This is a genomic window from Nonomuraea harbinensis (assembly GCF_019396385.1).
Classification (GTDB): Bacteria; Actinomycetota; Actinomycetes; order Streptosporangiales; family Streptosporangiaceae; genus Nonomuraea; species Nonomuraea ferruginea.
The window spans coordinates 1-23,476 of the sequence record NZ_JAHKRN010000023.1; the positions used below are offsets into that span (position 1 = coordinate 1).

Here is a 23,476-nt window from a genome sequence, read left to right on the forward strand (position 1 = left end):
GACCACGCCGCGAGGTTCGCCCCGGCCGTCTGAGCCGGGGCGAACCTCGCGGAGCGCCGGGCGGGACGTGCGGCTAGAGGCAGGCCCCGCCGCCCGGGGCGCAGTGCTGGACCTCGGGATACCGCGCTGACGGCTTGTCCAGCAGGGGCTGCCGTTCCGCCTTCAGATGCTGGTCGAGGAAGGCCGCCACATACGTCCGGGTGAGCTCGGCGGCGCGCGCCGCCGCCAGTTCGGGGCCGGCGGGTCCGATGCCGAGGGCGCCCGCCAGCACCGGGAGGTCGGTGAAGGACTGGTGGTCCGCGCCCTTCATGACGATCCACCGCTTCCACCCGGTCAGCAGCTTCCAGTCGCGCTCCCACGTGGTGTCCCGGCCGCCGGGGACGTGCTCCGGCGAGCCGATGAACATGAACGGCCTGGAGAACCCGCCTTCGGGGATCCGGGCGTAGGTGGTGCCGTCCATGTCGATGCCGGCACGTACCCGGGAGTCCTTCACCATGACGGCCACCGAGCTAGCTCCGCCGATCGACTGGCCGGCCATCGCGATCCTGGAGCGGTCGATCAGACCGGCGCCGTCCCACCGGGACGGCAGCTGGTCGAGCACGAAGGAGACGTCGGCCGCCCGGACCTGGACCACCCCCGCGCCGAATCCCGGATCGGCGTCGCTGTCACACGCGAGGCACTCCGCCACCCGGCCGTCGGCCAGGGTCGTGGCGTAGCTCTCGTGGGTGTGGTCGATCCCCGCCACCACGTACCCCCGGCTGGCCAGGTCCTCGGCCAGGGACGTGAGCGTGCTCAACGGCTTGGTGAAGCCGGGGGACAGCACGACCAGCGGAAGGTTCCGCCCCGCGGGTTCGGCGTCTTCGACGGCGTTGGTGCGGGTCCGGCTGAGCGCGTCGTACGGAACGCCCGTGATCCTGGAGCCCTTGAGGAACAGCTCCGATTCCCGCGGCGTCATGTACGGCGCGCGTTCCCCGTCGCGCTGCCCGGTCGGGTACCACAGGGTGACCTTGAGCTCCCTGGCTTCGGCGTCGAGGTCCCAGGGGTCGGGGCGGGAGGTGTCCTTCAGGTGCAGGACGGTGGTGCCGACCGGGTGGGCGCCGGAGGGCTCGGGCAGGACGGCCGGGCCCGTCGGCGTGGGCGACGGGGCGGCGGAGCGGGGCGGCGTCGGCGCGGCGCAGGCCGACACGGCCAGGACGGCCAGGACCGCCAGGAGGTGTCTCATCGCAGGGTCCCTTCACTTCCGCAGCAAGGTCAGGGCCTTGGCCAGCGCGGGGTCGCGCCCGGCGGCCGCGTCGCGCGGGGCCGGGGCCACGTGGTGGTCGGGCGGCACGCCGATCCGGTCGATCACCTCGCGATCGGGACCGAGGTGGTGCCTGGAGGGGAGGCTCAGCAGGGTGTTGTCGCTCAGCAGGTACGGCTGCGCCGGGCCGGAGACGACCCCGGCGGTCCTGGTGCCGACCAGCCGGCCGGCGCCCAGGTCCTTGATCGCGGAGCTGAAGTGCTCGCACGCCGACGCGCAGCCGCGGTCGGTGAGCACCACCAGCGGCAGGCCGACCAGTTCCACGGTGTCGTCGGTCCGCATGGTCTCGCAGTCGCCTTCCGCGGTGCACTGGTAGGCGGTGATCTTGCCGTGGGCGAACGCGCTCACCAGCCGGACCGCCTCGACAGGGCTGCCGCCGCCGTTGCCGCGCAGGTCCAGCACGACGCCGGAGAGCGTCCGGCCGGTACGCAGCCGCGCGACCGCCTTGAGAACCCTGTTCGCGGCGTCGGAGCCGAACCCCCGCAACCGCACGTAGGCGACGTCGTCAAGCAGCTTCGACCGCACCGCCTGCAAGGTGGCCAGGTCCCGCTGGTAGAGGCCGGGGTTGAGCGTCACGCTCCAGCGGCGGCCGGTGCTCTCCCGCAGCAGCCGCAGCCGGACCGGGCGGGCCTGCGGGTAGCGCGGGTAGAGGGCGGCGATCGCGGCGGTGGCCTTCCCGTCGAGGAAGGGCGCCGAGCCGTCGATCGACTCGATGACGTCGCCGGGGCGCAGACCGGCGGCGTGCGCCGCGCCGCCCTCCACGGCGGTGACGAACAGCGGGGTCAGGGCCGTGCCGGGGTTGCCCGTCGCCTGCGGGCCGTCGACGTTCGCCTGGAGTCCGAGTCCGTAGCCGTCGCCGTCGTAGGCGTCGGGGTGCCGTTCGACGCCGTGCGCCCAGCGGGCGTGGTTGTCGCCGAGCGCCGCCACCATGGCCTCCAGGGTGACCACGGCCAGCTCGTCGCGCAGGCCGGGAACCTGGTCGGTGGTCTTCCGGTAGACGGTCTCGAAAGCGGTCCAGTCGGCTTTCCTGTCACCGGTCAGCGCCGGCATGGCCGCCTCGGGCACGTCGCGGCCGTTGCGGTTGAGCTCCTGCGTCAGGGCGGCGAATCCGGCGAGCAGCAGCGTGCGGGCGTCCAGCGTGGCGCCGCCGTAGTAGTTGCCGAGGATGCAGAAGTACGCCTGCTCGATGACGTCGATCGTGGTGGCCGTCTCCGCACCGGGCGGACTCTGGGGCCGCGCGCAGACCGTGCCGGCCGCCGTGCCCGCCTCGCCGCGCGGTGGCGTCGGCGCGGCGCAGGCCGCCGCCAGGAGGAGCGCGATCCCGGCCGCCGCGATCCTGGCGGCGGTCATGACAGACGCCTCCTGGTCCACCAGAAGGAGAACCACGCCAGGCCGGCGGTGAGCAGGACGTAGATCCCGGTCTCGATCCACTGGAAGGGCCAGAAACGGTCGAGGGGGTGGTAGGTCGCCTGCTGCCGGTAGCCGAGGCGGTTGATCTCGGCCACGCACGTGTCCATGCCCCCGGACGGCGCGCAGGGTCCCGACGTGGTGGAGACGCCGACGGTGCCTTCCGCGCCGGCAGTGCGCCCGGACGGGTCGACGAGTTCGCTGGACAGGACCCAGGCGCCGGCGTGACCGGGAACGGCCGACCTCAGCATGACGTGCACGGCGCCGCCCTCGTCGCGGTCCATGCCGATGCCGTCCACGTTCGCCTGGCCGAGCTCGAAGGACGCCGTGACCGGGGACATCAGATGGGGCCGGACCAGCATCGGCATCGCGAGCTGGACCACGGCGAACAGGGCCAGGGTGAGGGCCATGGCGGGCAGCATGCGGCGCACGAGCATGCCCACGGTCACCCCGAGGACGAAGGCGAAGGCCGCGTACCCCATCGGGGCGATGCCGCGCGCGCCGAACACCAGGGGAGCCATCAGGCCCAGCCCGTCGGCGGCCGACTTGTCCAGAGGGTCGGACCACCAGGTCACCATGAGGCCGCACAGGCCGGTGGCGGCCACGGTGACCAGGCCGACGAGCCCGAGCTTGACCGTCAGCCAGCGGGCGCGGGTGATGCTCTGGTTCCACACCAGCAGGTGCGTGCCGGCCTCCAGCTCGCGGGTGATCAGCGGCGCCCCCCAGAAGAGCCCCGCCAGGGCGGGCAGGAGCAGCACGACGAGGGTCAGTGCCATGAACGGGAGCTGGTACGTGTCGAAGAAGCGGTCGTAGAAGCGGCCGCAGCTGCCGTCCTGGGCGCAGGCGGCGATACCGGAGGCGTAACCGGAGGCCAGGCCGGGGCCGGTCACGGCCAGCACGGCGGCGAGCACGCCGAGAACGGCGGCCATCATCACGGCCGAGCCGCGGAACTGCCGCCAGGTCAGCCAGATCATCGCCGCACCTCCAGCACGGGCCGCCGGTCATCGGCGACGTACCTGTCCATGTAGGCCAGGACCAGGTCCTCCAGGTCGAGCCGGGTGACCGTCCAGGCGGGGTCGTGGATCGGGGCGTCGGTGCGGATCACGAACGTGCTCTGCCGGTCGGTGTGGCGTGCGGAGATCACCTGCTGGCCGGCGGGGAGCCGGGCGGGGTCGCGGCGGGGGCCGGTGAGCCGGTGATGGGTGGACAGCAGCCTGTCGACCTCTCCCGCCACCTGCACGCGCGAGTCGACGAGCACGATCAGGAAGTCGCAGACCCGCTCCAGGTCGGCGACCAGGTGGGAGGAGAGCACCACGCTGAACTCGTGCTCGACGGTGGCCTCCATCAGCCCCTGCAGGAACTCGCGGCGGGCGAGCGGGTCGAGCGAGGCGACCGGCTCGTCCAGGATCAGCAGCTCGGGCCGCTTGGCCAGGCCCAGGGTGAGGGCGAGCTGGGCGCGCTGGCCGCCGGACAGCTTCCCCGCCCGGTGGCCTGAGGGGAGGCCGAGCCGCGCGATCCGCTCCCGCGCGAGGCCGGCGTCCCAGCGGGGGTTGAGCCGGGTGCCCAGGCGCAGGTGCTCGGCGACGGTCAGCCCCGAGTAGACCGGGGTGTCCTGGGCGACGAACCCGACCTTGGCCAGCTGCGCCGGGCCGCCGGCCGGCCGGCCGCCCAGCACGGTGATGGCGCCCGCCGTCGGTTCGAGCTGGCCGGCGGCCAGCTTCAGCAGTGTGGTCTTGCCTGCCCCGTTCGGGCCCACCAGGCCGACCACGTGCCCGGCCGGGATGTCGACGGTGCACTCGCGTAACGCCCAGCGTTTGCCGTACTTCTTGCCCAGTTCCTGGGCTTGCAGGACAGAAGTCACGCTATTTCCTCCTGGGAGGCGGTCCGAAAGGTGGTCATGAAAAGGGCCTCGATGCTCTCGTCGTCGAGCCCGGCCCTGCGCGCCTTCTCCAGCCAGCGCCGCAGGTCGGCGCGGAGCGGGCCGTGCGCGGCCAGCGAGGCGCCGGCCAGCGTCGCGGTCACGAACGTGCCGACCCCCGGCCGGGCGGCCACCAGGCCCTCGTGCTCAAGCTCCCGGTAGGCCTTGAGCACCGTGTTGGGGTTGATCGCCAGCCCCGCCACCACGTCCTTGACCGTCGGAAGCTGGTCACCCACGCGCAGCAGACCCAGCCGCAGCGCCTGCCGCACCTGCTGGACCAGCTGCTGATAGGGCGAGACGCCGGACCGGCTGTCGAGGTAGAACTCGATCAACAGCTTCTCCATTCATCTAGTCTCCTAGTACTTTAGGAGTATGGATGTTAAGAAGCCGTAAGCCCTGGCCGCTCAGCACGCGCCTGTCTGACGCCACCCTGATCGCTGTCCGGCAGGAAATCCCTACGGGTTCGGCGGGCGGACCAACCCCGTCTCGTAGGCGAACACGGCGGCCTGGGTGCGGTCGCGCAGGCCCAGCTTGACCAGGATGCGGCTCACGTGGGTCTTGACCGTCTGCTCCGCGAGCACCAGCCGCTCGGCGATCTCCGCGTTCGACAGGCCCTGCGCGATCCGCGCCAGCACCTCGGTCTCGCGCTCGGTCAGGCCGGCGAGGCGGTCCATGCGCTGCCGGGGCCCGGCCATCCGGGAGAACTCGGTGATGAGCCGCCTGGTCACCCCCGGCGCCAGCAGGGCGTCACCGGCGGCCACCACCCGCACCGCGTGCGCCAGCTCCGCCGCCGAGGCGTCCTTCGCGCCAGCTCCGCCGCCGAGGCGTCCTTCAGCAGGAACCCGGAGGCGCCCGCCCGCAGCGCCTCGTACACGTACTCGTCCAGGTCGAACGTCGTCAGCACCAGCACCTTGACGGCGCCGCTGACCCGGCGGGTGGCCTCGATGCCACTCAGTTCGGGCATGCGGATGTCCATGAGCACCACGTCGGGGGAGAGCTCGGCGACCTTGGCGACGGCGTCCAGTCCGTCCACCGCCTGCCCGACGACCTCGATGCCGGGCTCGGCGTTCAGCAGCACGGTGAAGCCCTGGCGGACCATCGTCTGGTCGTCGGCGACAAGCACGCGGATCATGGGGTGTCCTCGGCGGGGAGCGCGGCGGTGACCTCGTAGCCGCCGTCGGGGGTGGGGCCCGCGGCCAGCTCGCCGCCCAGCATGTGGGCGCGTTCGCGCATGCCGAGCAGGCCGAGCCCGGCCCCGTGCGAGGGCGGGGCCGGGCGCCGCGGCGCGGTGTTGCGCACGGTGAGCGCGAGCGTTCCGGGCCGGTACGCGATCTCGACCCGTACGGATGCGCCGGGGGCGTGCCGCATGGCGTTGCTGAGCGCCTCCTGCAGGATGCGGAAGGCCGACAGCTCGATGCCGGGCGACAGCGGCCTCGGCTCGCCGGTGGTCGTGGCGGTGACGGTGAGCCCGGCGGTCCGTACCTTGGCGATCAGGTCGTCGACCTGGTCCAGCGTCGGCTGCGGGGCGTCGTCCGCCGGTCCGTCGGCCGAGCGGAGCACGCCGAGGACGCGCCGCAGCTCGGCGAGCGCCTCCACCGCGTTCTGCCGGATTCCCGCCAGGTTGTCCTTCAGCTCCTGCGACGGGTTCTCCACCAGATGCGGGGCCACCTGCGCCTGAATGGAGATCACCGACATGTGATGGGCGACCACGTCGTGCAGCTCGCGGGCGATCCGGTTGCGCGCCTCCAGCACCGCCCGCCGCGCCCGCTCCTCGGCGGTGACCTCCTCCTGCACGACGAGCTGCGTGCGGGCCACCCGCGCGCCGCGCAGCGCGGCCCCGATGACCGCCGCCGCCAGGACGATGACCAGCCACACCGCCGCCGCGCCCGTGTGGTGGCCCCACGGCTCGCCGACCAGGAACGCCAGCGCCACCAGCACGGTGACCGTCACCATCTCGGCCAGCACTCTCGGCCTGACCCGCAACGCCACCAGCAGGAACAGCATGGCCTGCAGCGCGGCCGCGAAACTGGACCACGAGAACGGCGTGCCGGGCGACAGGTAGATCGGGTGCTCCCGCACCGGCAGGCCGGTCTGCGAGCCGACCGCCATCACCAGGAGCGACACCCACCAGGCCGGGACCGGGCGGAACAGGGCCAGCACCACCGCCGCCGCCTGCCCGATCGCCAGCGGCGAATAGGTGGGGTCGCCGTGCCCGCCCGCGGCATCGACCATGACGACCGCGTACAGCACCACCAGGACGTGCGGCAGCCGCGCCAGCGGGCGCGGGCCGCGCATGCGGGGGAGCGGATCGGCCGCCGCCGTCCACAGGTCCGACCGCAGGGTCCCGATCACGGCTCCACCCTACGGCGCGGAGCCCGTACGGAAGATCGCTCGTAGGTGTGGAAGAGCAGGCAGCACAGGGCCAGCGCGACCGCGAACGCCGGCAGCCAGGCCAGCCGGGCCGCCACCCAGCCGAGCCCGTCGGGCGCCGTGTGCAGGCCGGGCAGGCGGCCACCGGCGTGCAGGCCGGCGACGGTGACGGCGATCATGGCGGTCTGGTGCCAGAGGAAGACGGTCATCGCCGCCAGGTTGACCGCGGCCACCGCCGCCCACGCCGCGGGCCTGGCCAGGAGCCGCCGCAGCGGGCCGGCCAGCAGCGCCGCCGCCCCGCACTGGGCGAGCCCGAAGGCGACGGCGGCCAGGGTCGGCGGGTCGAGGTTGGACACCGGCGCGCCCGGCACCCCGACCATGGCCGCCGGGTACCCGCCCCACGCCACCAGCCCGATCGCCGCCAGCCCGCCACCGGCCACCAGCCCCCACCCGGCCGCCCTCCCCGGCAGGCCGCGCGCTGCCCAGGTCAGGCCCAGGCAGTACGGCACCAGCCAGCCGGCCACCACGTTCACCCAGCCCGCCCAGGAAGGCCCGCCCAGCCCGTACCGGACGAGGTCGGCGCAGGCGACGGCGGCGAGCGGCCACGCCGGGTGCAGCCGCGACACCAGCGGCGTGACCGCGGTGAGCAGCGCGAACACCAGCAGGAACCAGAGCGGCGACACCACCAGCGTGCCCAGCGTGCGCACCGTCTCCAGCTCCGCCCCGGACACGAACATCGCGCCCGCGGACACCGCCCACACCCCCGCGAGCGCGCCGACCGGCCGGAACAGCCGCGCCGTCCGTGCCTTCAGCCACGCGCCGTACGGGCCGCGGCGGCGGCCGTTCACCAGCCCGCCCACCAGGAAGAACACCGCCAGCGTCTGGAGCACCCAGGACACCGGCGCCAGCTCCGGCATGACCCGCAGCGGGCTGCCGGCGCGCAGCGTGTCGCCGCCGGCCACCAGGGCGGTCACCAGCCAGTGGCCCAGCACGACGCCGGCGATCGCCAGCGCGCGCAGCCCGTCGACGGCGCGGTCACGGCCCGGCGGGGTGGCGGTGTCGATCCGGTGGACGAGTTCGGCCAGGGATGGCATGAGGCGAACCTAGGAACCGCCGCCCCTGACCCGAATCCCGCTGGAGAGCTCATTCGCCGTTGGTCCTGAAGTATGAGACAGGTTCAGCCGGCGCTCGTCGCCTCGGCGCGCTCGCGCAGGAGGGCGCGGAGCGTCTCGGCGTCGGCGTCGACCGCGCCGGCCCCGGCGTTGAGCTTGTAGCCGCGGACGATGTCGTCGAGCAGGCCCGACAGGATGCCGCCGGCCAGGAGTTTCCGGTGGAGTGCGGCGTACTGCTCCTCGTACAGCTTCTTGAAGGCGGGGGTCGCCAGGAAGCGTTCCTTCAGCTTGTGGCCGCCCGTCCGCCCGCCGCCGGACGCGTCGCCGCTGTAGGCGAAGTTGAGGTCCCAGGTGACGACCCGGAACCTGCGGGTGCCCAGGTCGTACCAGAGGTAGTAGTTCCTGCCAGGCCCGCTCATGTCGTCGAAGTTGAGCATGAGCTCCTGCAGCGCCACGTAACGGGCGAACGACTCCACCTCCAGGCGTGCGGGCAGCCCGGCCGCGAACTCCTCGTCGGACGCCTCGTCCACCCACCGGATCAGGTTGATCACGGGCTGCAGGTCGGTGCCGCCGACCTTGTTCACCTGTTTGAAGTCGGAGGTGTACCGGGTCTGGTCCTCGCCCTTGTAGGTGAAGGAGCCGGTGGCGAGCGACTTGTACAGCACGCCGTCGCCCAGGTTCTCGGCGTAGCCCTCGTCGAGGTACTCCACCACCAGGCGGGGCGCCGAGCTGCGGCCGTTCACGGTGAACGCGCTGTAGGCGAAGCTCTGGGTGGGTTCGCCCGCGGCTCCGACGGTGGAGATGGCGAGCGCCTCGTTGAGCATCGTCGGGGCCCGGCCGGTCACGGGGCGGACGGCGACCTGCGAGTGGCCCTGGTAGCGGCGGCCCTCTGCGAACTCGTCGAAGCTGATCAGCCAGGGCAGGGTCTCCGGCTCCTCCGCCTTCAGCGCGGCGCCGAAGCCGCCCATGACGCCGCGCCCCCGGCCGCCCTCGCGAGGAGGCTGGAAACCGTCGGGCGGCCGGAAGCCCTCGGGGCGCTCGCCGCCGGGCCTCCCGGCCGGACGGCGGCCGGCGCTCATTCCCTTCCAGGTGAGCCCCGCCAGCGTCGAGTTGCCCTTGAGCCGGATGCCGACGCTCGGGATCGTGGTGCCGTCGACGGTCAGGTCCGCTTCGACGTACTCCTTCTCGCCGTCCTTGACGTACGCGGTCAGCATGTCCTGGTAGCTCTCGTCGCGGAACGTGAGCGTGATCTCGTGCGCGACCGAGGTGTCGAACAGGTCCTTGGTGCCCGTGACGTCCTGGGTGACGACGGCCGAGACGCCGGACACCGAGACCGCGTACGGGCGGACCATGCCGCTGCCGAACACCCCCCAGCACACGCCCAGGAAGGCCGCGCAGGCGGCGAGGAGCTTTCCGTTCTGCCGGAGCCTGACCGGCAGCCGGCGCCTGAGCCTCGTCACAGGTCGGTCTGGTCGTAGCCGGTCAGGACGGTGACCGACTGGCCGTGGTTGCGCTCGCGCAGGGCCGCCATCAGGTCGGCCGGCTCGCCACCCTTCTTGATCTTCACCGTGTACATCAGCTCGGTGAGCGCCCCGCCCCTGATCGACTCCATGCTGACCAGCTCGAACTCGTCGGTGTGGCGGATCAGCACGTCCTGGATGGCGTGGGTGTGGTCCTCGTCGGCGGGCACCTGCACCTTCACCACCTGGCGGCGCACGTTCAGCTGGAACCAGTCGAACCGGTGCATCACCACGACGATCAGCGAGATCGTCACCGCGGCGACGACCGCCAGCAGGTAGAAGCGGGTGCCGACGGCCATGCCGACACCCATCACCAGGAAGATGAACCCGACGTCGCGGGTCTCCTTGATGGCGTTGCGGAACCGTACCACCGACAGGGCGCCGACCAGGGCGAACGCGCGGGCGATGTTCGAGCCGACGACCAGCATGATCAGCGAGATGAGCATGCCGAGGACGACCAGCGTCTGCACGTACGACTGGCTGTAGGAGACGTTGCGGTGCGTCGCCCGGTACACCCAGCCGATCATGGCGCTGAGCACGAACGACAGCGTCATCGCGATGGCGACGTCGGCCACGCTGAACGTGCCCGAGAGGTCCTGGAACGAGAAGTCCATGGGGGTCATGCCTCCGAGAGATCATGATCGGGGACGTGGAAGACGGAGCGCGGGGCCAGCCCGTGCGCCTCGATGCTCTGGCAGTACTTGGAGACCCGCACGACCTGCAGGTTCCGCTTGGCGGTCAGGTCGGTCAGCCAGTACGGGACGCGCTCGTTCGCCTTGACCTCCATGATCGCCTTGTGCGGCGGGACGATGAAGCGGTTCCGCGCGTCGGTGCCGAAGCCGAAGTCGCGGTCGCGGCCCCGCACCCGCCGGTCGAACGTCACCCGCAGCCCGGTGTCGGCGTCCCTGCCCAGGTAGGCGTGGCGGGTGTAGCCGGTCATGGCCGTGGCCCGCAGGTCCAGGCGGCAGACCAGGTCCAGCACCTCTTCGAGGAAGGCGCGCTGGGACGGCTCGTGGGCGATCATCTCGCGGCCGTCGCACAGCCGCAGCGCGTCGAGGTACGGCACGCGTACCCGCCGCTTCTGGGTGACCCGGTTGACCCGCTGCTTGATCTCCACGAACACGGGCGTGTCCCCGGCGGCGGAGAAACGGTCGCCGTAGTGGCGGATGCGCAGCTTGCGGCGGAACCTCAGGCCCTCGATCTTCTCCCAGTAGAACCGGAGGTGCCGGGTGTCGTAGTAGGCGCTCCAGATGGCGTAGCCCTCGTCCGGGCAGTGCCGGTCCCGGTCGAGCCGCCGCTCCAGCTCCTCGCGCAGCTCGTCCACGAGGCCCGCGTCCATCAGGTACTTGATCTCGTACCGGTTGAAAAGGCGCAGCATGCCGATATGTGACCCGACGAACCTGGGAATAGTGTGTGAACCCGCCGTGAAGGTCAGGCGGACGGGAGCAGAACGCGGAAGCGGGTGCCCCGCCCGGAGCTGGAAACCTCGATCCGGCCGCCGTGGGCGCTGACGAGCGCGGCGGCGATGGCCAGCCCCAGGCCGGTGCCGCCCTGGTCGCGGGAGCGGTTCGGATCGGCGCGGTAGAACCGGTCGAACACGTACGGCAGGTGCTCGGCGTCGATGCCCGAACCCTCGTCGGCCACCTCCACCAGCGCGGCCTCGGTGCCCGGAGCCGGTCCCGGCCCGGCGTGCACGCCCTCGGGCGGGCCGGCACGGGCGTGCCCGACCGTCACCCGCACCGGGGTGCCGGGCGCGGTGTGGGTGAGCGCGTTGCCGACGAGGTTGGCGATGACCTGGTGCAGCCGGTGCTCGTCGCCCCTCACCCGCACCGGCCGGTCGGACAGCGTCAGGCGGACCGGACGGTCGCGGTCGCGGGCGTGCGCGGCGTGCACCACGTCACCTGCCAGCACGTGCAGGTCTGCCGTGGTCAGCTCCAGCGCGGGCTCCTGGTCGAGGCGCGCGAGCAGCAGCAGGTCCTCCACCAGCACGCCCATCCGCTCGGCCTCGCTCCCGATGCGGCGCAGCAGCCGCTCCGCCGCCGGGTCCCTGGGCGCGTCGCCGTGCTGGTAGAGCTCGGCGAAGCCGCGGATGGAGGTGAGCGGCGTGCGCAGCTCGTGCGAGGCGTCGGCGACGAAGTGGCGCAGCCGCCGCTCGGAGCGCTCGCGCTCGCGCAGCGCGCGGGCCAGGCGTTCGAGCATCACGTTGAGCGCCGTGCCCAGCCGGCCCGTCTCGGTGCGCGGGTCGCTGTCGGCGACCCTGCGGTCGATGTCGCCGGCCGCGATGGCCTCGGCCGTACGCTCCATCCGGGTGAGCGGGCGCAGCCCGAGCCGCACCACCGCCAGGGCGGCGGCGGCGAGCAGGCCCAGCACCAGCCCGCCCGCCGCGAGCTGGATGACCAGCAGCTCCCGCACGGTGGAGTCGTCGGACTCCAGCGACATCGACACCGCCGCCCGGTTGCCGTCCGGCAGCGTGACGACGAGCACCCGCCAATCGCCCGTGCCGTCCTCGCCCGGCACGGTGAAAGGGCCGCGCGGCGGCCCGGCGACGAGCTCGGCGGGCACGGCCGGGCCGTCCTGGGCGCCGGTGGGGACGTCCTCCAGCAGCGTCCCCGCCGGGCTGTAGACGTCCACGTCGAACCGGGTGGGCACCCGCACCTCGTCCGGGCGCGGCGGCGGCGCGATCGGCGGCGGGCGCCTGCCCACCCGGTCGGCGAACTCGGCGAGCTGGCCGTCCGCCCGCGCCATCAGCGAACGGTCCAGCAGCAGCACCCCGGACACCGCGAAGATCGCCAGCCCGGCGGCGGACAGGCCGAGCAGTGCCGCCAGCAACCGGTGCCGCAGCGGCCACGGCCGGTTCACGACCCGTCTCATGACGGGTCCCGCAACCGGTAGCCGACGCCGCGCAGCGTGTGGATCAGCGGCGGGCCGAGCACGTCGATCTTGCGCCGCAGGTAGCTGATGTACGACTCGACGATCCGGCTGTCGCCGTCGAAGTCGTAGTCCCACACGCTTTCGAGGATCTGCCCCTTCGACACCACCCGCTCGGCGTTGACCATCAGGTAGCGGAGCAGGCTGAACTCGGTCGGCGAAAGGTGGATGGCCCGGCCCGCCCGCCGCACCTGGTGCGCCTCCTCGTCCAGCTCCAGGTCCGCGTAGCGGAGCACGCCGTCGCCCGCGCGGTCCTCCGGCGGGCGGGCGCGGCGCAGGATCGCCCGGACCCGCAGCACCACCTCCTCCAGGCTGAACGGCTTCGTCACGTAGTCGTCGCCACCCGCGGTGAGCCCGGCGATCCGGTCGGACACCGCGTCCTTGGCGGTCAGGAACAGCACCATCGGGCTCTCGCCGCGCTCCCGCAGCCGCCGGGCGACCGCGAACCCGTCCAGGTCGGGCAGCATCACGTCGAGCACCACGATGTCCGGCCTCTCCCGCGCCACCGCGTCCATCGCGCGCCACCCGCTGGACGCGGTGGTCACGGTGAAGCCGTTGAGCAGCAGCGCCTCGGAGAGCAGCTCGCGGATGTTCGGCTCGTCGTCGACGACCAGCACCTTCGCGTCCATGGCCTCCTGGATACCGCCACTGTCTGAGAGTCCGCTGAAAGCCGCGGTCAGTCCTTGCCCGCGGGGCAGAGCGCCGGGTTCGCCGTGGTCCCCTCCGTGTTGAGCAGCACCACCGTGGAGCCCGGCCGCACGCCGAGCGACGCGCGGCGCTCGCCGGAGTCCAGGGCGGCCCGGACCCCGGCCAGCGAGGCCGCGCCGCACGGTCCCGCGTCGACGCCCAGAGCCAGGAGCTCTCTCGCGGCGCGGGTGCTGTCGGCGTCCCCGACGGCGACAGCCGCGTCCAGGCCGTCACGCAGGTACGGCCAGGCCAGGCTGGACGGGGTGCCGCAGTTGAGCCCCGCCATGATGGTGTCGCCGGTCTCGACGCGCACCGGCCGCCGCTCCAGCAGGCTGGCCAGCACGCACGCGGCGGTCTCCGGCTCCACGGTCATGACGGCGGTGCCGCCCGGCCGGGCCCGGTAGTGGGCGACCGCCGCCTGGGCCAGGGAGCCGACGCCCGCCGGGACCGCCACCAGCCCGGGGGCCTCCCCGAGCTGCTCGTCCAGCTCCGCGAAGAGGGTCGCGTACCCTTCCACGATCCAGCCGGGCGTCTCCTCGTACCCGGCCCAGGCCGTGTCCTGCACGAGCACCGCGCCCGGCTCCCCGGCGGCCGACGCCGCCCGCTGCACCGCCTCGTCGTAGCTGCCGCGCACCTCGGTCACCTCGGCGCCCTCGGCGGCGATGGCCGCCACGGCCTCGGGGTGCACGCCGCCGGGGGTGAACACCCGCGCCCGCTGCCCGAGCAGCCGGGCCATCCGGGCGACGGCCCTGCCGTGGTTGCCGTCGGTGGCGGTGACCAGCGTCAGCGGCCCCTCCCGCCGTTCCAGGATGCGGTGGATCGCCCAGGACGCCCCCAGCGCCTTGAACGCCGGCAGCCCCAGCCGTGACGACTCGTCCTTGACCAGCACCCGCCCCACGCCCAGGTCTCCGGCCAGCGCGGGCAGCTCGGTGAGGGGGGTGGGGGAGTAGCCGGGCAGCTTGGCGTGGAGTTTCCTGGCCTGGTCCGACGGGAGCGCGCAGCTCCAGTGGCGGGCGGCGGGATTGGCGTACCAGAACGATGTGAGCACATCTCATGGTCGCGTGATCATCGGCCCGGGTCCAGTCGGCGGATCTTGAGCACGTTGTCGGTGCGGGTGCCGGGGGTGCCGTCGGGCGCGTCCTGGGCGCGCTCGAACTCCTCGCACAGCTCCACCTCCCACTCGCCCTCCGCCAGCTCCAGCGAGTCCAGCACCTCCCGCGCGGACGGAAGGTGCACGTCCGGGTGGTCGTCCTGCCAGGACGGCCACCCCGCGTGGCCGACGATCAGCAGCACGCCGCCGGGCGCGACCGCACCGGCTGCCGCGCGCAGGATCCGCTCGCGCGGCAGGTCCTGGTACGAGTGCAGGTAGTGCGCCGAGACCAGGTCGTAGGTGCCCGTGGGAAAGGACGCGCCGAAGTCGTGCCGCTGGAAGTCGATCGCATCGGCCACCCCTGCCTCGGCGGCGAACCGGGCCGCGCGCTCCAGCGCCACGCCCGAGATGTCGGCCGCGGTGACGCGCCAGCCCTGACCGGCGAGCCAGATCGCGTCGCCGCCCTCACCGCACCCCAGGTCGAGCGCGGTGCCGGGGGTCAGCGCCGGGACCTCCCTGGAAAGGATCATGTTCGGCCGGCCGCTCCAGACCCGGGTGCTCCCGCTGTAGCGGGCGTCCCACCACTGCTGACCGGACATCTCCTGGTCCGCCGCGTACCTGTTGTGCAGGCGCCGCTTCTGCACGCCTTCGGAGACCCCGCGCTCCGCCTCGGCGGAGAACGGGACGGGACGGGTCTCGGCCGCGTGGCGGGCCTCCTCGGCGATCAGGTCGGCGTTGACCGCACGGGCCGCGCGGGCGCCCGCGGCGGCGGCGCCGAGCGCGGTCTCGGTCACGTCGGTGACGCCGCCCGCCGCCCACACCCCCGGCACGCCGGTCGCGCCCGCGGCGTCGGCGGCCAGCCGCACGCCGGCCGGGACGCCGGCCACCCGCTGTTCCTCGGTCTCCAGGCCGAGCCCGGCGAGGAAGCCGGCCCTGGCGGAGGCGCGCGGGGCGACCACCAGCACCTCGCAGGCGATGACCCGCCCGTCGGCCATGGTGACGCCGGTGAGCGCGTCTCCGGTCACCTCCAGGCCGGTGACCTTCCCGTTGACCAGGGCGATGTCGCGGGCGGCCAGCCGCTCGTACTCCTCGCCCGCAGGCTCGGGCGCGGTGTGCAGGAACAGCGTGACGTCCGCGCTCCACTGCCGCCACGTCAGCGCCTGGTGCGCCGCGATCGGGCCGGTGGCGAGCACAGCGACGCGCCGGTCGCGCATCTCCCAGCCGTGGCGGTCCGGGCAGTGCACGACGTCCCGCCCCCACCGCCCGGCCAGGCCGGGCACGCCGGGCAGCTCCTCGCTCACCCCGGTGGCCACCAGCAGCCGCCGCGCCACCACCGACGAACCGCCGGCCAGCGCGACACGGAAGCCGCCGTCCACCCGCACCACCCCGGTGACCGTCCCGTCGGCGACCTCGCCCCCGTGCCGCGCCACCTCTTCCCGCCCCACGCCCGGGATCGCGGGCTCCTCGCGCGACCGGCCCGGGTCCACCACCAGCACCGTCCGCCGCGCCCTGGCCAGCGTGACCGCCCCGCTCAGCCCGGCGACCCCACCGCCGACCACGACCACCTCGTACGTACGACTCATGACACCTCCCCTTCCGGGGAAATGGTCTGCCCGCACCCCACCTGATCGCAAACATCTTTGCCATAACGGCAACCCGTGGGCCTCAGCCGGTGGTGGCGGGGATGACGCCCTTGTGGTGGAGGTGGTCGCGGGCGGCGGCGATGGCCTCCGGGGTGGTGGCGAACACACGGCCCTCCTCCGCCAGCCGTTCGATCACGCCCAGCGCGCGCAGCGGCTTGTGGTGCCCGTTCCTGATGCCGGAGACGTACACGGTGATGCCGCGGTGCCGCAGGCGCGCGATGGCGTCGCCGAGGACGAGCGCGCCGCTGGCGTCGATGGTGGTGACGCGGGACATGCGCAGGATCACCACCGACACGTGGGCCACCTCCGACAGCTCCAGCAGGAAGCGGTGCGCGGCGGCGAAGAACAGCGGCCCGTCCAGCCGGTAGGCGACGATGTGCTCGGCCAGCAGGTCGAGCTCCTGGTCGGTGTGGTCGCCGGTCAGGTCGTCGTGGATCGGCATCGCGTCCAGGCGGACGTTGCGCGCGATCGACCGCAGCGCCAGGGCCCCGGCCACGAGCAGGCCGAGGATGACGGCCTGGACCAGGTCGAGCGCCAGCGTGGCGATCGCGGTCAGCACCAGCACCACCGCGTCGCCGCGGGTCGAGCGGACCATCGCCTTGACGGAGCCGACCTCGACCATCCGCACGGCCGTGGCCAGCAGCACCCCGGCCAGCGCGGCCAGCGGGATCTTCGCCACCAGCCCGGCCGCCGTGTAGACGATCACGGCCAGGATGCCGGCGTGCGCCAGGGACGCCAGCCGGGAGGAGGCGCCGGAGCGGACGTTCACCGCCGTGCGGGCGATGGCGCCGGTGGCCGGGACGCCGCCGAACATGGGTGAGACCAGGTTGGCCAGGCCCTGCCCGAACAGCTCGCGGTCCGGGTCGTGCTTGTGGTTGACGCTCATGCCGTCGGCCACCGCCGCCGACAGCAGCGACTCCAGCCCGGCCAGCGCGGCGACCGCGATCGCCGGGGCGATCAGGGACGACAGCGCGGCGGGGTCGATGAAGCCGATCGACGGCGCGGGCAGCCCGGCGGGCAGCTCGCCGATCGTCGACACCGGCAGGTCCGCCAGCGCGACGGCGACGGTGGCGGCGGCCACGGCCAGCAGCGAGAACGGCACCGTCGGCCACCACCGCGCCCCCACGATCATGATCGCGGCGACGGCCAGCGCGATGCCGACGGCCCACCACTGCGGCCGGGCCGCGAAGTCCCGCACGGCCTCCCAGGCGACGACGACGACCTTCTCGCCCTCCGGCGTGGGCACGCCCAGCGCGGCGGGCACCTGCTGGAGGCCGATCACGCAGGCGATGCCGATGGTGAAGCCCTCGACCACGGGGGCGGGCACCAGCGCCATGTACTTGCCGGCCTTGGCCAGCGCGAGCGCGATGAGCATGAGGCCGGCCAGCACGCCGACGGTCAGCACGCCGGGCGCGCCGTGCTGGGCCATGATCGGCACCAGCACCACGGTCATCGCCCCGGTCGGCCCGGACACCTGCAGCCCCGAGCCGCCGAACACGGCCGCCAGCGCGCCGGCGACCACCGCGGTCGCCAGGCCCGCCTCCGCGCCCATGCCGGACGAGATGCCGAAGCCGAGCGCCAGCGGCAGCGCCACGATCGCGACGGTGAGCCCGGCGAGCAGGTCGCGTCGCGGGCGGCGCGTCATCGCGACCAGGTCGGCGCGGGCGGGCAGGAGAGAACGCACCGAGGAGAAGAACTGGTTCACCGGGTCTTGGTCTCCGCCTGCAACAGCTCGCTCAGCAGCTCGTGTTGCCCGGTGAGCAGCTGGGTCAGCAGCTGGCGGGCGGCCCGCAGCAGTTCCGCCACGTCGCCGCCGGCCAGGGAGTAGACGACGGTGGAGCCGTCGCGCTGGGCGGTCACCATGCCGGAGCGGCGCAGCACGGCCAGGTGCTGCGAGAGCCCGGTCGGCTCGACCCCGATGGCGGCCAGCAGGTCGCGCACCGGCATGGGGCGCTCCTGCAGCAGCTCCAGGACGCGGATCCGCACGGGATGACCGAGGAGGCGGAACAGCTCCGCCTTGGCCTCGTAGAGCGGCACCGACCTCACTCGGCCACCGTGCCTTCCGGGCCGAGCTCGATGTCGTGCTCGCGGGCCATCCGCCTCACGTCGTCCCACTCGCCCTCGGCGACGATCAGCGCCTCCGGGTCGTCTTCGGCGCGCGCCGTCTCCAGCGCCGCGTGCGCCTGGCGTGCCCGTTCCCTGATGGCGGCGGCGAAAGGCCCGCTCACATCTCACCCCATATCTACGTCCGACATGAGGAAGGGTACCTCAGCAATTGCGAACATTCGCAATTGAAGTCATTCACTCAAGCCAGGCAGCGCGCCCGTTCAGGTACCGCTGCTGGGGCAGACTGCCGGCGCGGCGCGCCGCCTCCTCGTACGCCTCGCGCGCCGCCTTCCGGTCACCCGCCATCTCCAGCAGGTGGGCGCGGACGGCGTGCGTCCGGTGGTCGCCGGCGATGCGCTCGTCGGCGGCCAGCTCGCCGAGCAGCTCCAGGCCTTCGTGCGGGCCGCGCGCCATGGCGACGGCGACGGTGTGGTTGAGCCTGACGACCGGGGTGTCGGAGACCTGCAGCAGCAGCTCGTACAGGGCCACGATCTGCGGCCAGTCGGTCTCCGCGGCGCTGGGCGCCTCGTCGTGCACGGCGGCGATCGCCGCTTGGAGCTGGTACGGGCCGGTCGGGCCGCGCGGCAGCGCCTCGGAGACCAGCGCCACGCCCTCGGCGACCAGCCCGGCGTCCCACCGGCCGCGGTCCTGCTCGGCCATCGGGACCAGCGCCCCGTCGGGAGAGGTACGGGCCGGGCGGCGGGCGTCGGTGAGCAGCATGAGCGCCAGCAGGCCGGTCACCTCCGGATCGTCCGGCACCAGCCGGCGCACGACGCGGGTCAGCCGGATGGCCTCCGCCGACAGCTCGTCCCGCCGCAGCCGGGGGCCCGACGTGCTCGCGTACCCCTCGTTGAAGATCAGGTAGAGCACGTGCTGCACCGCCCGCAGCCGCTCGGCCCGTTCGGCGGCGGGCGGCAGGCCGAACGGGATGCCGCTCTCCCTGATCTGCCGCTTGGCCCGGGTGATGCGCCTGGTCATGGTCGGCTCCGGCACCAGGAACGCCCGGGCGATCTCCGCCGTGGTCAGGCCGCCCACCGCGCGCAGGGTCAGCGCGATCTGCGAGGCCGGCGACAGCGACGGGTGGCAGCACATGAACAGCAGCACCAGCGTGTCGTCGGCACTCTGCGGCGGCCGGTCGGCCGGCGGGGCCAGCCACTCCTCGGGCAGCCGCCACGCGGCCACGACGTCCTCGCGGCGCCGCCGCGCCTGCTCGGCCCGGAGCAGGTCGGTGAGCCTGCGCGCGGCCACGGTGATCAGCCAGCCACGCGGACTGTCCGGCACGCCCTCCGCCGGCCACTGCCGGGACGCCGCGAGCAGCGCCTCCTGGACGGCGTCCTCGGCGGTGTCGAAGTGGCCGTAGCGGCGCACGAGCGCGCCGAGAACCTGCGGCGCCAGCTCGCGCAGCAGGTCCTCGACCCCGCCTGGAGTCACTCGATCTCGTCCACCCCGCCGTGGATGGGCCGCACGTCCACATGCCACTCGGAGTCGAGCGCGGCGTAGGGGTACGGGGCGCCGGCCAGCCTCGCGGCGACCTCCGTCGCCCGGTCGAAGCTGTCGCACTCCACGATCGTGTAGCCGGCCAGGACCTCCTGCGTCTCGGCGTACGGGCCGTCCGTGACGACCGGGACCCCGTCCTTCAGCCGCACCCGCCGGGTGAGCATCGGGGAGTTCAGCCCCTGGGCGTCGACGAACTCGCCGGACTCGACCAGGTCGCCGTTCCACTTGCCCATGAACGCGTGCAGGGCGCCGATCTCCTCCTGCGTCCAGGCAGGCCTGCCGTCGACGGCCTTGCCGGTGAGCATGTCGTAGTCCCGCTGCGAGCCGTACAGCATGATCATGTACTTCACGGGTTCTCCTTCTCTCGATGCCTTTCACCGGAGACGTCGGAGCCGCCCGCCCCGTCCGGACACATCCTTCTCGGAAGTTTTACCGGGCGCCAGGGCACTACGTTGGAGGGCATGCGGGTGCACATTCTCGGGCCGGTCGAGGTCGTGGCCGGCGGGGAGCGGGTGCCCGTCGGCGGTGGACGGCTGCGTACGCTGCTGGCCCGGCTCGCGCTCGACGCCGGGCGCACCGTGACGGCGGGGGCGCTCGCCGAGGCGCTGTGGCCCGAAGGGGCGCCGGGCGATCCGGTCAACTCGCTGCACTCGCTGGTGTCCCGGCTGCGGCGGGCGCTGCCCGCCGGGCTGCTGGTGTCGGCGGACGGCGGCTACCGGCTCGACGTCGAGGCGGACGCGGTGGACGCGCGCCGGTTCGAGCGGCTCGCGGGAGAGGGGCGGCGGGCCCTGACCGGCGGCCGACCCGACACGGCGCTGCGGCTGCTGGGGGAGGGGCTCGGGCTGTGGCGGGGCGACCTGCCCGGCGAGGTGCCCGAGCCGGTGCGGCGGCGGCTGGAGGAGCTGCGGCTGGCGGCCCGCGAGGACCACGCGCAGGCGTCGCTCGCCGTCGGACGGGCCGAAGGGCTGGTCGCCGAGCTGGAAGCGCTCGCGGCCGCGCACCCGCTGCGGGAGAGGCTGCGCGGTCTGCTCATCAGGGCCCTGCACGCGGAGGGCAGGCGGGCCGAGGCCCTGTCCGCGTACGAGGACGTCCGCCGGCTCCTGGCCGACGAACTGGGCACCGACCCCGGGCCCGAGCTGCGCGAGATCCACCTGGAGCTGCTGCGCGACGAGCCGCGTCCGCGCTCCGGCAACCTGCCCTCCCCGCTCACGTCCCTGGTGGGCCGGGAGGACGACGCGGCGGCGACGGCCGAGGCGCTGCGTGCCGGGCGGCTGGTGACGCTCACGGGGCCGGGCGGCGTCGGCAAGACCCGCCTGGCCATCGAGGCCGCCGGCCACACGCCCACGGCCTGGCTGGTCGAGCTGTCCCCGCTGGGCGAGCCGACGAGCGACCTCACCGCCCCGGAACGCGCACCCACGGCCCCTTCCGAGCCCGGCGCGACCGGCGGCTTCCCGTCCCATGACGTTTCCCATGACACCCCTCAGCCCAGAGAGGGCAGCGCGGCCGGGGGCGCCCCTCGATCCGTGGGGGACCTCGCGGCCGAGAGCTCTCCGTCTCAGGCCCGCGAGGCTCTTCGGTCCCACGGGAGCAGCGCTGCCGGATCCGCTGGTGCTTCGCCTCCACCCGAGCGGGGGCGTGCGGGGCCCTTCCCGGATGCTGGGGAGGGCGGGGTCGTGGTCGCTCTCGCGCGGGTGGCCGGGGTGCGTGAGGCGGCGTTCGGCGGTGGGCGGTTGCTCGATCGGGTGGCCGAGGCGTTGTCGGGGTCGCTGCTGGTGCTCGACGGTTGTGAGCGGGTGGCCGGCGAGGTGGCCAGGGCGGTCACGTACCTGCTGGGCCGCGCGCCGGGGCTGCGCGTGCTCGCCACCAGCCGGGAGCCGCTGGGCGTGCCGGGGGAGACCGTGCTGCAGGTGCCGCCGCTGGAGCCGGAGGCGGCGGCGCGGCTGTTCGCCGAGCGGGCGGCGGCCGCGCGGCCGGGGTTCACGGTGCGGGACCCGGAACTGGTGGACGAGGTGTGCCGGCGGCTGGACGGCCTCCCGCTGGCGATCGAGCTGGCCGCGGCCCGGCTCCGCTCGTTCCCGCTCGACGAGCTGGCGGCCCGGCTGGACGACCGGTTCGCCCTGCTCTCGGGGGTCAGCAGGGCCGCCGAGCCGAGGCACCGTACGCTGCGCGCGGTGGTCGCCTGGACGTGGGACCTGCTGGACGAGGACGAGCGGCGGCTGGCCCGCAGGCTGGCGGCCTTCCCCGGCGGCATCACCGTGGAGAGCGCGGAGGCGGTCGCCGCCGCCCGCCCTGACCTGCTGGCGGCCCTCGCCGACCGGTCGCTGCTGCGGTTCGACGGCGAGCGCTACCGGATGCTGGAGACGATCAGGGAGTACGGGCTGCGCGAGCTGGTCGAGTCCGGGGAGCTCGCCCGGGTGCGCGCCGCGCACGCCGCCTACTTCTCCGGCCTGGCCGCCCGCGCCGAACCGGAGCTGCGCGAGGCCGGGCAGCTCCGGTGGATCACCCGGCTCGCCGCCGAACGCGGCAACCTGCTCGCCGCCCTCCGCTTCGCGCATGAGACCGGCGACGCCGCGGGGGCGCTGCGGCTCTGCGTGGCGCTGGGGGTGTTCTGGCTGGTACGAGGCGACCGGGCGGCCATGGAATCCTGGACGCGCCTGGCCCTGGACACCCCCGGCCGCGCCCCCGCCGAGGCCAGGGCCGTGACGGCCGCCCTCCACCTGCTGGCGTCCACCACCTGGGCGGGCCTGGAAATGGACGCGCGGGACGCCGCCCACGTCCGCCACCTGCTGCCGGAGGAAGCACCCGGCCACCCGGAATCGGGCCTGATTCCGGAGCAGGGGGAGCGGGGTTCTGGAGCCGAGTCCGGGTCGTTCTCGGGGCATCCGCTCGTCGTCCTGGTCGAGCCGGTGCTGGCTGCCGCGTGCGGAGACGAGGCGGCGGCGCTGGACGCGATCGAGCGGCGGCTGTCGCATCCCGACGCCTGGACGAGGGCGATGCTGCGGCTCGTCAGAGCCGTTCTGCGGGGGAACGCGGGCGACGCCGGGGGCATGGGCCACGATTTGGAGGTGGCGGTCGCCGGGTTCCGCGCCGGCGGGGAGCGGGCCGGGCTGGCGTGGGCGCTGACGTCGCTGGCCGACGTGCGGACGAACGGCGGCGCGTACGGGGAGGCGGTGGCCGCGCTGGAGGAGGCGGTGCGGCTGCTGCGGGAGCTGGACCCGTCCGATGAGGCCGCGTCCCAGCGGGTGTGGCTGGCCGAGGCCCGGGCCCGTGCGGGCGACACGGCGACCGCCCGCGCCGAGCTCGAAACGCTGGCCGCCCTGCCGGGCGTTCCCGACGGCCTGCCGGTCTACATCCGGGTCACGCTCGGCGACCTGGCCCGCCGCGACGGCGACCTGGCGGGCGCGGAGGTTCATTACGAGCAGGCCGAAGCGCGTCTCCAGCCGTCCGAGGACCCCGTCTTCGCCGTCACGCTCGCGTGCGCGCGGGCCAGACTGGCCATGGAGCGGGACGACCCGGTGCGGGCCGGGGAGCGCTTCGCCCGGGCCTTCGACGCCTGCGCGGGAGAGCCGTCGCTGGCCGCCATCACCGCCGCCCACCTGGCACACCTCCTGGCGTTCCAGGGCCGCCGGATCGAGGCGGCTGAGCTGCTCGGCGCCGCCCACGTCCTGATCGGCGCCCTCGAAGCGCTCGACCACGACCTCGTACGCCTCGCCCCCGAACTCCGCGCCGCCCTCGGCGCGCGGCGGTACGAGACCGCCTACGCCCGCGGCCGCACTCCGGAGGAGGCGCTCGCGATGATCAGCGCCAGGGTGCACGAGCTGGTCCGTGTCCCGCGCACGACGGAAGCCTCCGACGACCCGGGCGGGCGCCCGGCCCCCTAGGGAGTGCCTGACAATTC

General features: G+C 73.9%; 20 protein-coding genes and 1 pseudogene. 1 reads left to right on the plus strand and 20 read right to left on the minus strand.

From position 1 onward, the window contains the following. Positions 1–73: 73 nt before the first annotated feature. The 20 genes and pseudogenes from KME79_RS23300 to KME79_RS23395 all read right to left on the minus strand — a co-directional run bounded on the left by KME79_RS23300 (position 74) and on the right by KME79_RS23395 (position 19,919). Positions 74–1,222 (minus strand): alpha/beta hydrolase family protein, encoded by a 1,149-nt coding sequence (locus KME79_RS23300; RefSeq protein ID WP_219546304.1) that lies wholly within the window; start codon positions 1,220–1,222, stop codon positions 74–76. A gap of 12 nt (positions 1,223–1,234) precedes the next feature. Next, positions 1,235–2,650 carry a S41 family peptidase gene (locus KME79_RS23305; RefSeq protein WP_219546305.1) on the minus strand — a complete coding sequence of 472 codons (1,416 nt, stop codon included), beginning with the start codon at positions 2,648–2,650 and terminating at the stop codon, positions 1,235–1,237. Beyond that, positions 2,647–3,681, minus strand: coding sequence for an ABC-2 membrane transporter-related protein (locus tag KME79_RS23310; RefSeq protein ID WP_219546306.1), 1,035 nt, complete (start codon positions 3,679–3,681; stop codon positions 2,647–2,649). The genes KME79_RS23305 and KME79_RS23310 overlap by 4 nt, the downstream gene beginning before the upstream one ends. Continuing rightward, positions 3,678–4,568, minus strand: coding sequence for an ABC transporter ATP-binding protein (locus KME79_RS23315; RefSeq protein WP_219546307.1), 891 nt, complete (start codon positions 4,566–4,568; stop codon positions 3,678–3,680). The genes KME79_RS23310 and KME79_RS23315 overlap by 4 nt, the downstream gene beginning before the upstream one ends. Next, the gene (locus KME79_RS23320; protein ID WP_219546308.1) at positions 4,565–4,969 is read right to left on the minus strand and encodes a GntR family transcriptional regulator; all 405 of its coding nucleotides are present in this window, start codon (positions 4,967–4,969) and stop codon (positions 4,565–4,567) included. The genes KME79_RS23315 and KME79_RS23320 overlap by 4 nt, the downstream gene beginning before the upstream one ends. A 111-nt stretch (positions 4,970–5,080) precedes the next feature. Beyond that, positions 5,081–5,757: pseudogene (locus KME79_RS23325) on the minus strand (response regulator). Continuing rightward, on the minus strand, positions 5,754–6,977 hold the full coding sequence (locus KME79_RS23330; protein ID WP_308249021.1) for a sensor histidine kinase: 1,224 nt from the start codon (positions 6,975–6,977) through the stop codon (positions 5,754–5,756). The pseudogene KME79_RS23325 and the gene KME79_RS23330 overlap by 4 nt, the downstream one beginning before the upstream one ends. Then, on the minus strand, positions 6,974–8,089 hold the full coding sequence (locus KME79_RS46460; RefSeq protein ID WP_281429466.1) for an acyltransferase family protein: 1,116 nt from the start codon (positions 8,087–8,089) through the stop codon (positions 6,974–6,976). The genes KME79_RS23330 and KME79_RS46460 overlap by 4 nt, the downstream gene beginning before the upstream one ends. An 83-nt stretch (positions 8,090–8,172) precedes the next feature. Continuing rightward, entirely contained in the window at positions 8,173–9,567 is a 1,395-nt protein-coding gene (locus tag KME79_RS47070; protein ID WP_219546309.1) for a CotH kinase family protein, read from the minus strand. Continuing rightward, positions 9,564–10,250: a DUF4956 domain-containing protein gene (locus tag KME79_RS23345; protein WP_246640289.1), complete on the minus strand. Its 687-nt coding sequence runs from the start codon at positions 10,248–10,250 to the stop codon at positions 9,564–9,566. The genes KME79_RS47070 and KME79_RS23345 overlap by 4 nt, the downstream gene beginning before the upstream one ends. Beyond that, positions 10,247–11,005: a polyphosphate polymerase domain-containing protein gene (locus tag KME79_RS23350; protein ID WP_148031659.1), complete on the minus strand. Its 759-nt coding sequence runs from the start codon at positions 11,003–11,005 to the stop codon at positions 10,247–10,249. The genes KME79_RS23345 and KME79_RS23350 overlap by 4 nt, the downstream gene beginning before the upstream one ends. 53 nt (positions 11,006–11,058) lie before the next feature. Continuing rightward, entirely contained in the window at positions 11,059–12,498 is a 1,440-nt protein-coding gene (locus KME79_RS23355) for a HAMP domain-containing sensor histidine kinase (protein ID WP_219546310.1), read from the minus strand. Then, positions 12,495–13,184 (minus strand): response regulator transcription factor, encoded by a 690-nt coding sequence (locus tag KME79_RS23360; RefSeq protein ID WP_219546311.1) that lies wholly within the window; start codon positions 13,182–13,184, stop codon positions 12,495–12,497. The genes KME79_RS23355 and KME79_RS23360 overlap by 4 nt, the downstream gene beginning before the upstream one ends. 47 nt (positions 13,185–13,231) lie before the next feature. Beyond that, positions 13,232–14,290, minus strand: coding sequence for a pyridoxal-phosphate dependent enzyme (locus KME79_RS23365; RefSeq protein WP_219546312.1), 1,059 nt, complete (start codon positions 14,288–14,290; stop codon positions 13,232–13,234). A 17-nt stretch (positions 14,291–14,307) separates the two neighbouring features. Continuing rightward, a complete protein-coding gene (locus KME79_RS23370) occupies positions 14,308–15,915 on the minus strand; it encodes an FAD-dependent oxidoreductase (RefSeq protein WP_219546313.1) in 1,608 nt (535 codons plus the stop codon). A gap of 82 nt (positions 15,916–15,997) precedes the next feature. Continuing rightward, positions 15,998–17,620, minus strand: coding sequence for a SulP family inorganic anion transporter (locus KME79_RS23375; RefSeq protein ID WP_219546408.1), 1,623 nt, complete (start codon positions 17,618–17,620; stop codon positions 15,998–16,000). Between the two features lie 56 nt (positions 17,621–17,676). Continuing rightward, the gene (locus tag KME79_RS23380; RefSeq protein ID WP_219546314.1) at positions 17,677–18,021 is read right to left on the minus strand and encodes an ArsR/SmtB family transcription factor; all 345 of its coding nucleotides are present in this window, start codon (positions 18,019–18,021) and stop codon (positions 17,677–17,679) included. Further along, positions 18,018–18,203 carry a hypothetical protein gene (locus KME79_RS23385; protein ID WP_148031653.1) on the minus strand — a complete coding sequence of 62 codons (186 nt, stop codon included), beginning with the start codon at positions 18,201–18,203 and terminating at the stop codon, positions 18,018–18,020. Before KME79_RS23385 ends, KME79_RS23380 begins: the two co-directional genes overlap by 4 nt. Before the next feature lie 73 nt (positions 18,204–18,276). After that, positions 18,277–19,512, minus strand: a complete 1,236-nt coding sequence (locus KME79_RS23390; protein WP_219546315.1) for an RNA polymerase sigma factor — start codon at positions 19,510–19,512, stop codon at positions 18,277–18,279. After that, positions 19,509–19,919, minus strand: coding sequence for a YciI family protein (locus KME79_RS23395; RefSeq protein WP_246640304.1), 411 nt, complete (start codon positions 19,917–19,919; stop codon positions 19,509–19,511). Before KME79_RS23395 ends, KME79_RS23390 begins: the two co-directional genes overlap by 4 nt. Positions 19,920–20,039: 120 nt before the next feature. Between KME79_RS23395 and KME79_RS23400 the strand changes: the two genes are divergently transcribed. Beyond that, complete coding sequence (locus KME79_RS23400) at positions 20,040–23,459, plus strand: ATP-binding protein (protein ID WP_219546316.1); 3,420 nt, start codon at positions 20,040–20,042, stop codon at positions 23,457–23,459. Positions 23,460–23,476 lie beyond the last annotated feature (17 nt).

Coding starts and splice junctions, on each gene's coding strand:
- KME79_RS46460 (WP_281429466.1), bottom strand. CDS start 8,089: ATGCCATCCCTGGCCGAACTCGTCCACCGGATCGACACCGCCACCCCG.
- KME79_RS23375 (WP_219546408.1), bottom strand. CDS start 17,620: ATGACGCGCCGCCCGCGACGCGACCTGCTCGCCGGGCTCACCGTCGCG.
- KME79_RS23345 (WP_246640289.1), bottom strand. CDS start 10,250: ATGACCCCCATGGACTTCTCGTTCCAGGACCTCTCGGGCACGTTCAGC.
- KME79_RS23320 (WP_219546308.1), bottom strand. CDS start 4,969: ATGGAGAAGCTGTTGATCGAGTTCTACCTCGACAGCCGGTCCGGCGTC.
- KME79_RS23300 (WP_219546304.1), bottom strand. CDS start 1,222: ATGAGACACCTCCTGGCGGTCCTGGCCGTCCTGGCCGTGTCGGCCTGC.
- KME79_RS23350 (WP_148031659.1), bottom strand. CDS start 11,005: ATGCTGCGCCTTTTCAACCGGTACGAGATCAAGTACCTGATGGACGCG.
- KME79_RS23310 (WP_219546306.1), bottom strand. CDS start 3,681: ATGATCTGGCTGACCTGGCGGCAGTTCCGCGGCTCGGCCGTGATGATG.
- KME79_RS23355 (WP_219546310.1), bottom strand. CDS start 12,498: ATGAGACGGGTCGTGAACCGGCCGTGGCCGCTGCGGCACCGGTTGCTG.
- KME79_RS23400 (WP_219546316.1), top strand. CDS start 20,040: ATGCGGGTGCACATTCTCGGGCCGGTCGAGGTCGTGGCCGGCGGGGAG.
- KME79_RS23395 (WP_246640304.1), bottom strand. CDS start 19,919: ATGATCATGCTGTACGGCTCGCAGCGGGACTACGACATGCTCACCGGC.
- KME79_RS23360 (WP_219546311.1), bottom strand. CDS start 13,184: ATGGACGCGAAGGTGCTGGTCGTCGACGACGAGCCGAACATCCGCGAG.
- KME79_RS23370 (WP_219546313.1), bottom strand. CDS start 15,915: ATGAGTCGTACGTACGAGGTGGTCGTGGTCGGCGGTGGGGTCGCCGGG.
- KME79_RS23305 (WP_219546305.1), bottom strand. CDS start 2,650: ATGACCGCCGCCAGGATCGCGGCGGCCGGGATCGCGCTCCTCCTGGCG.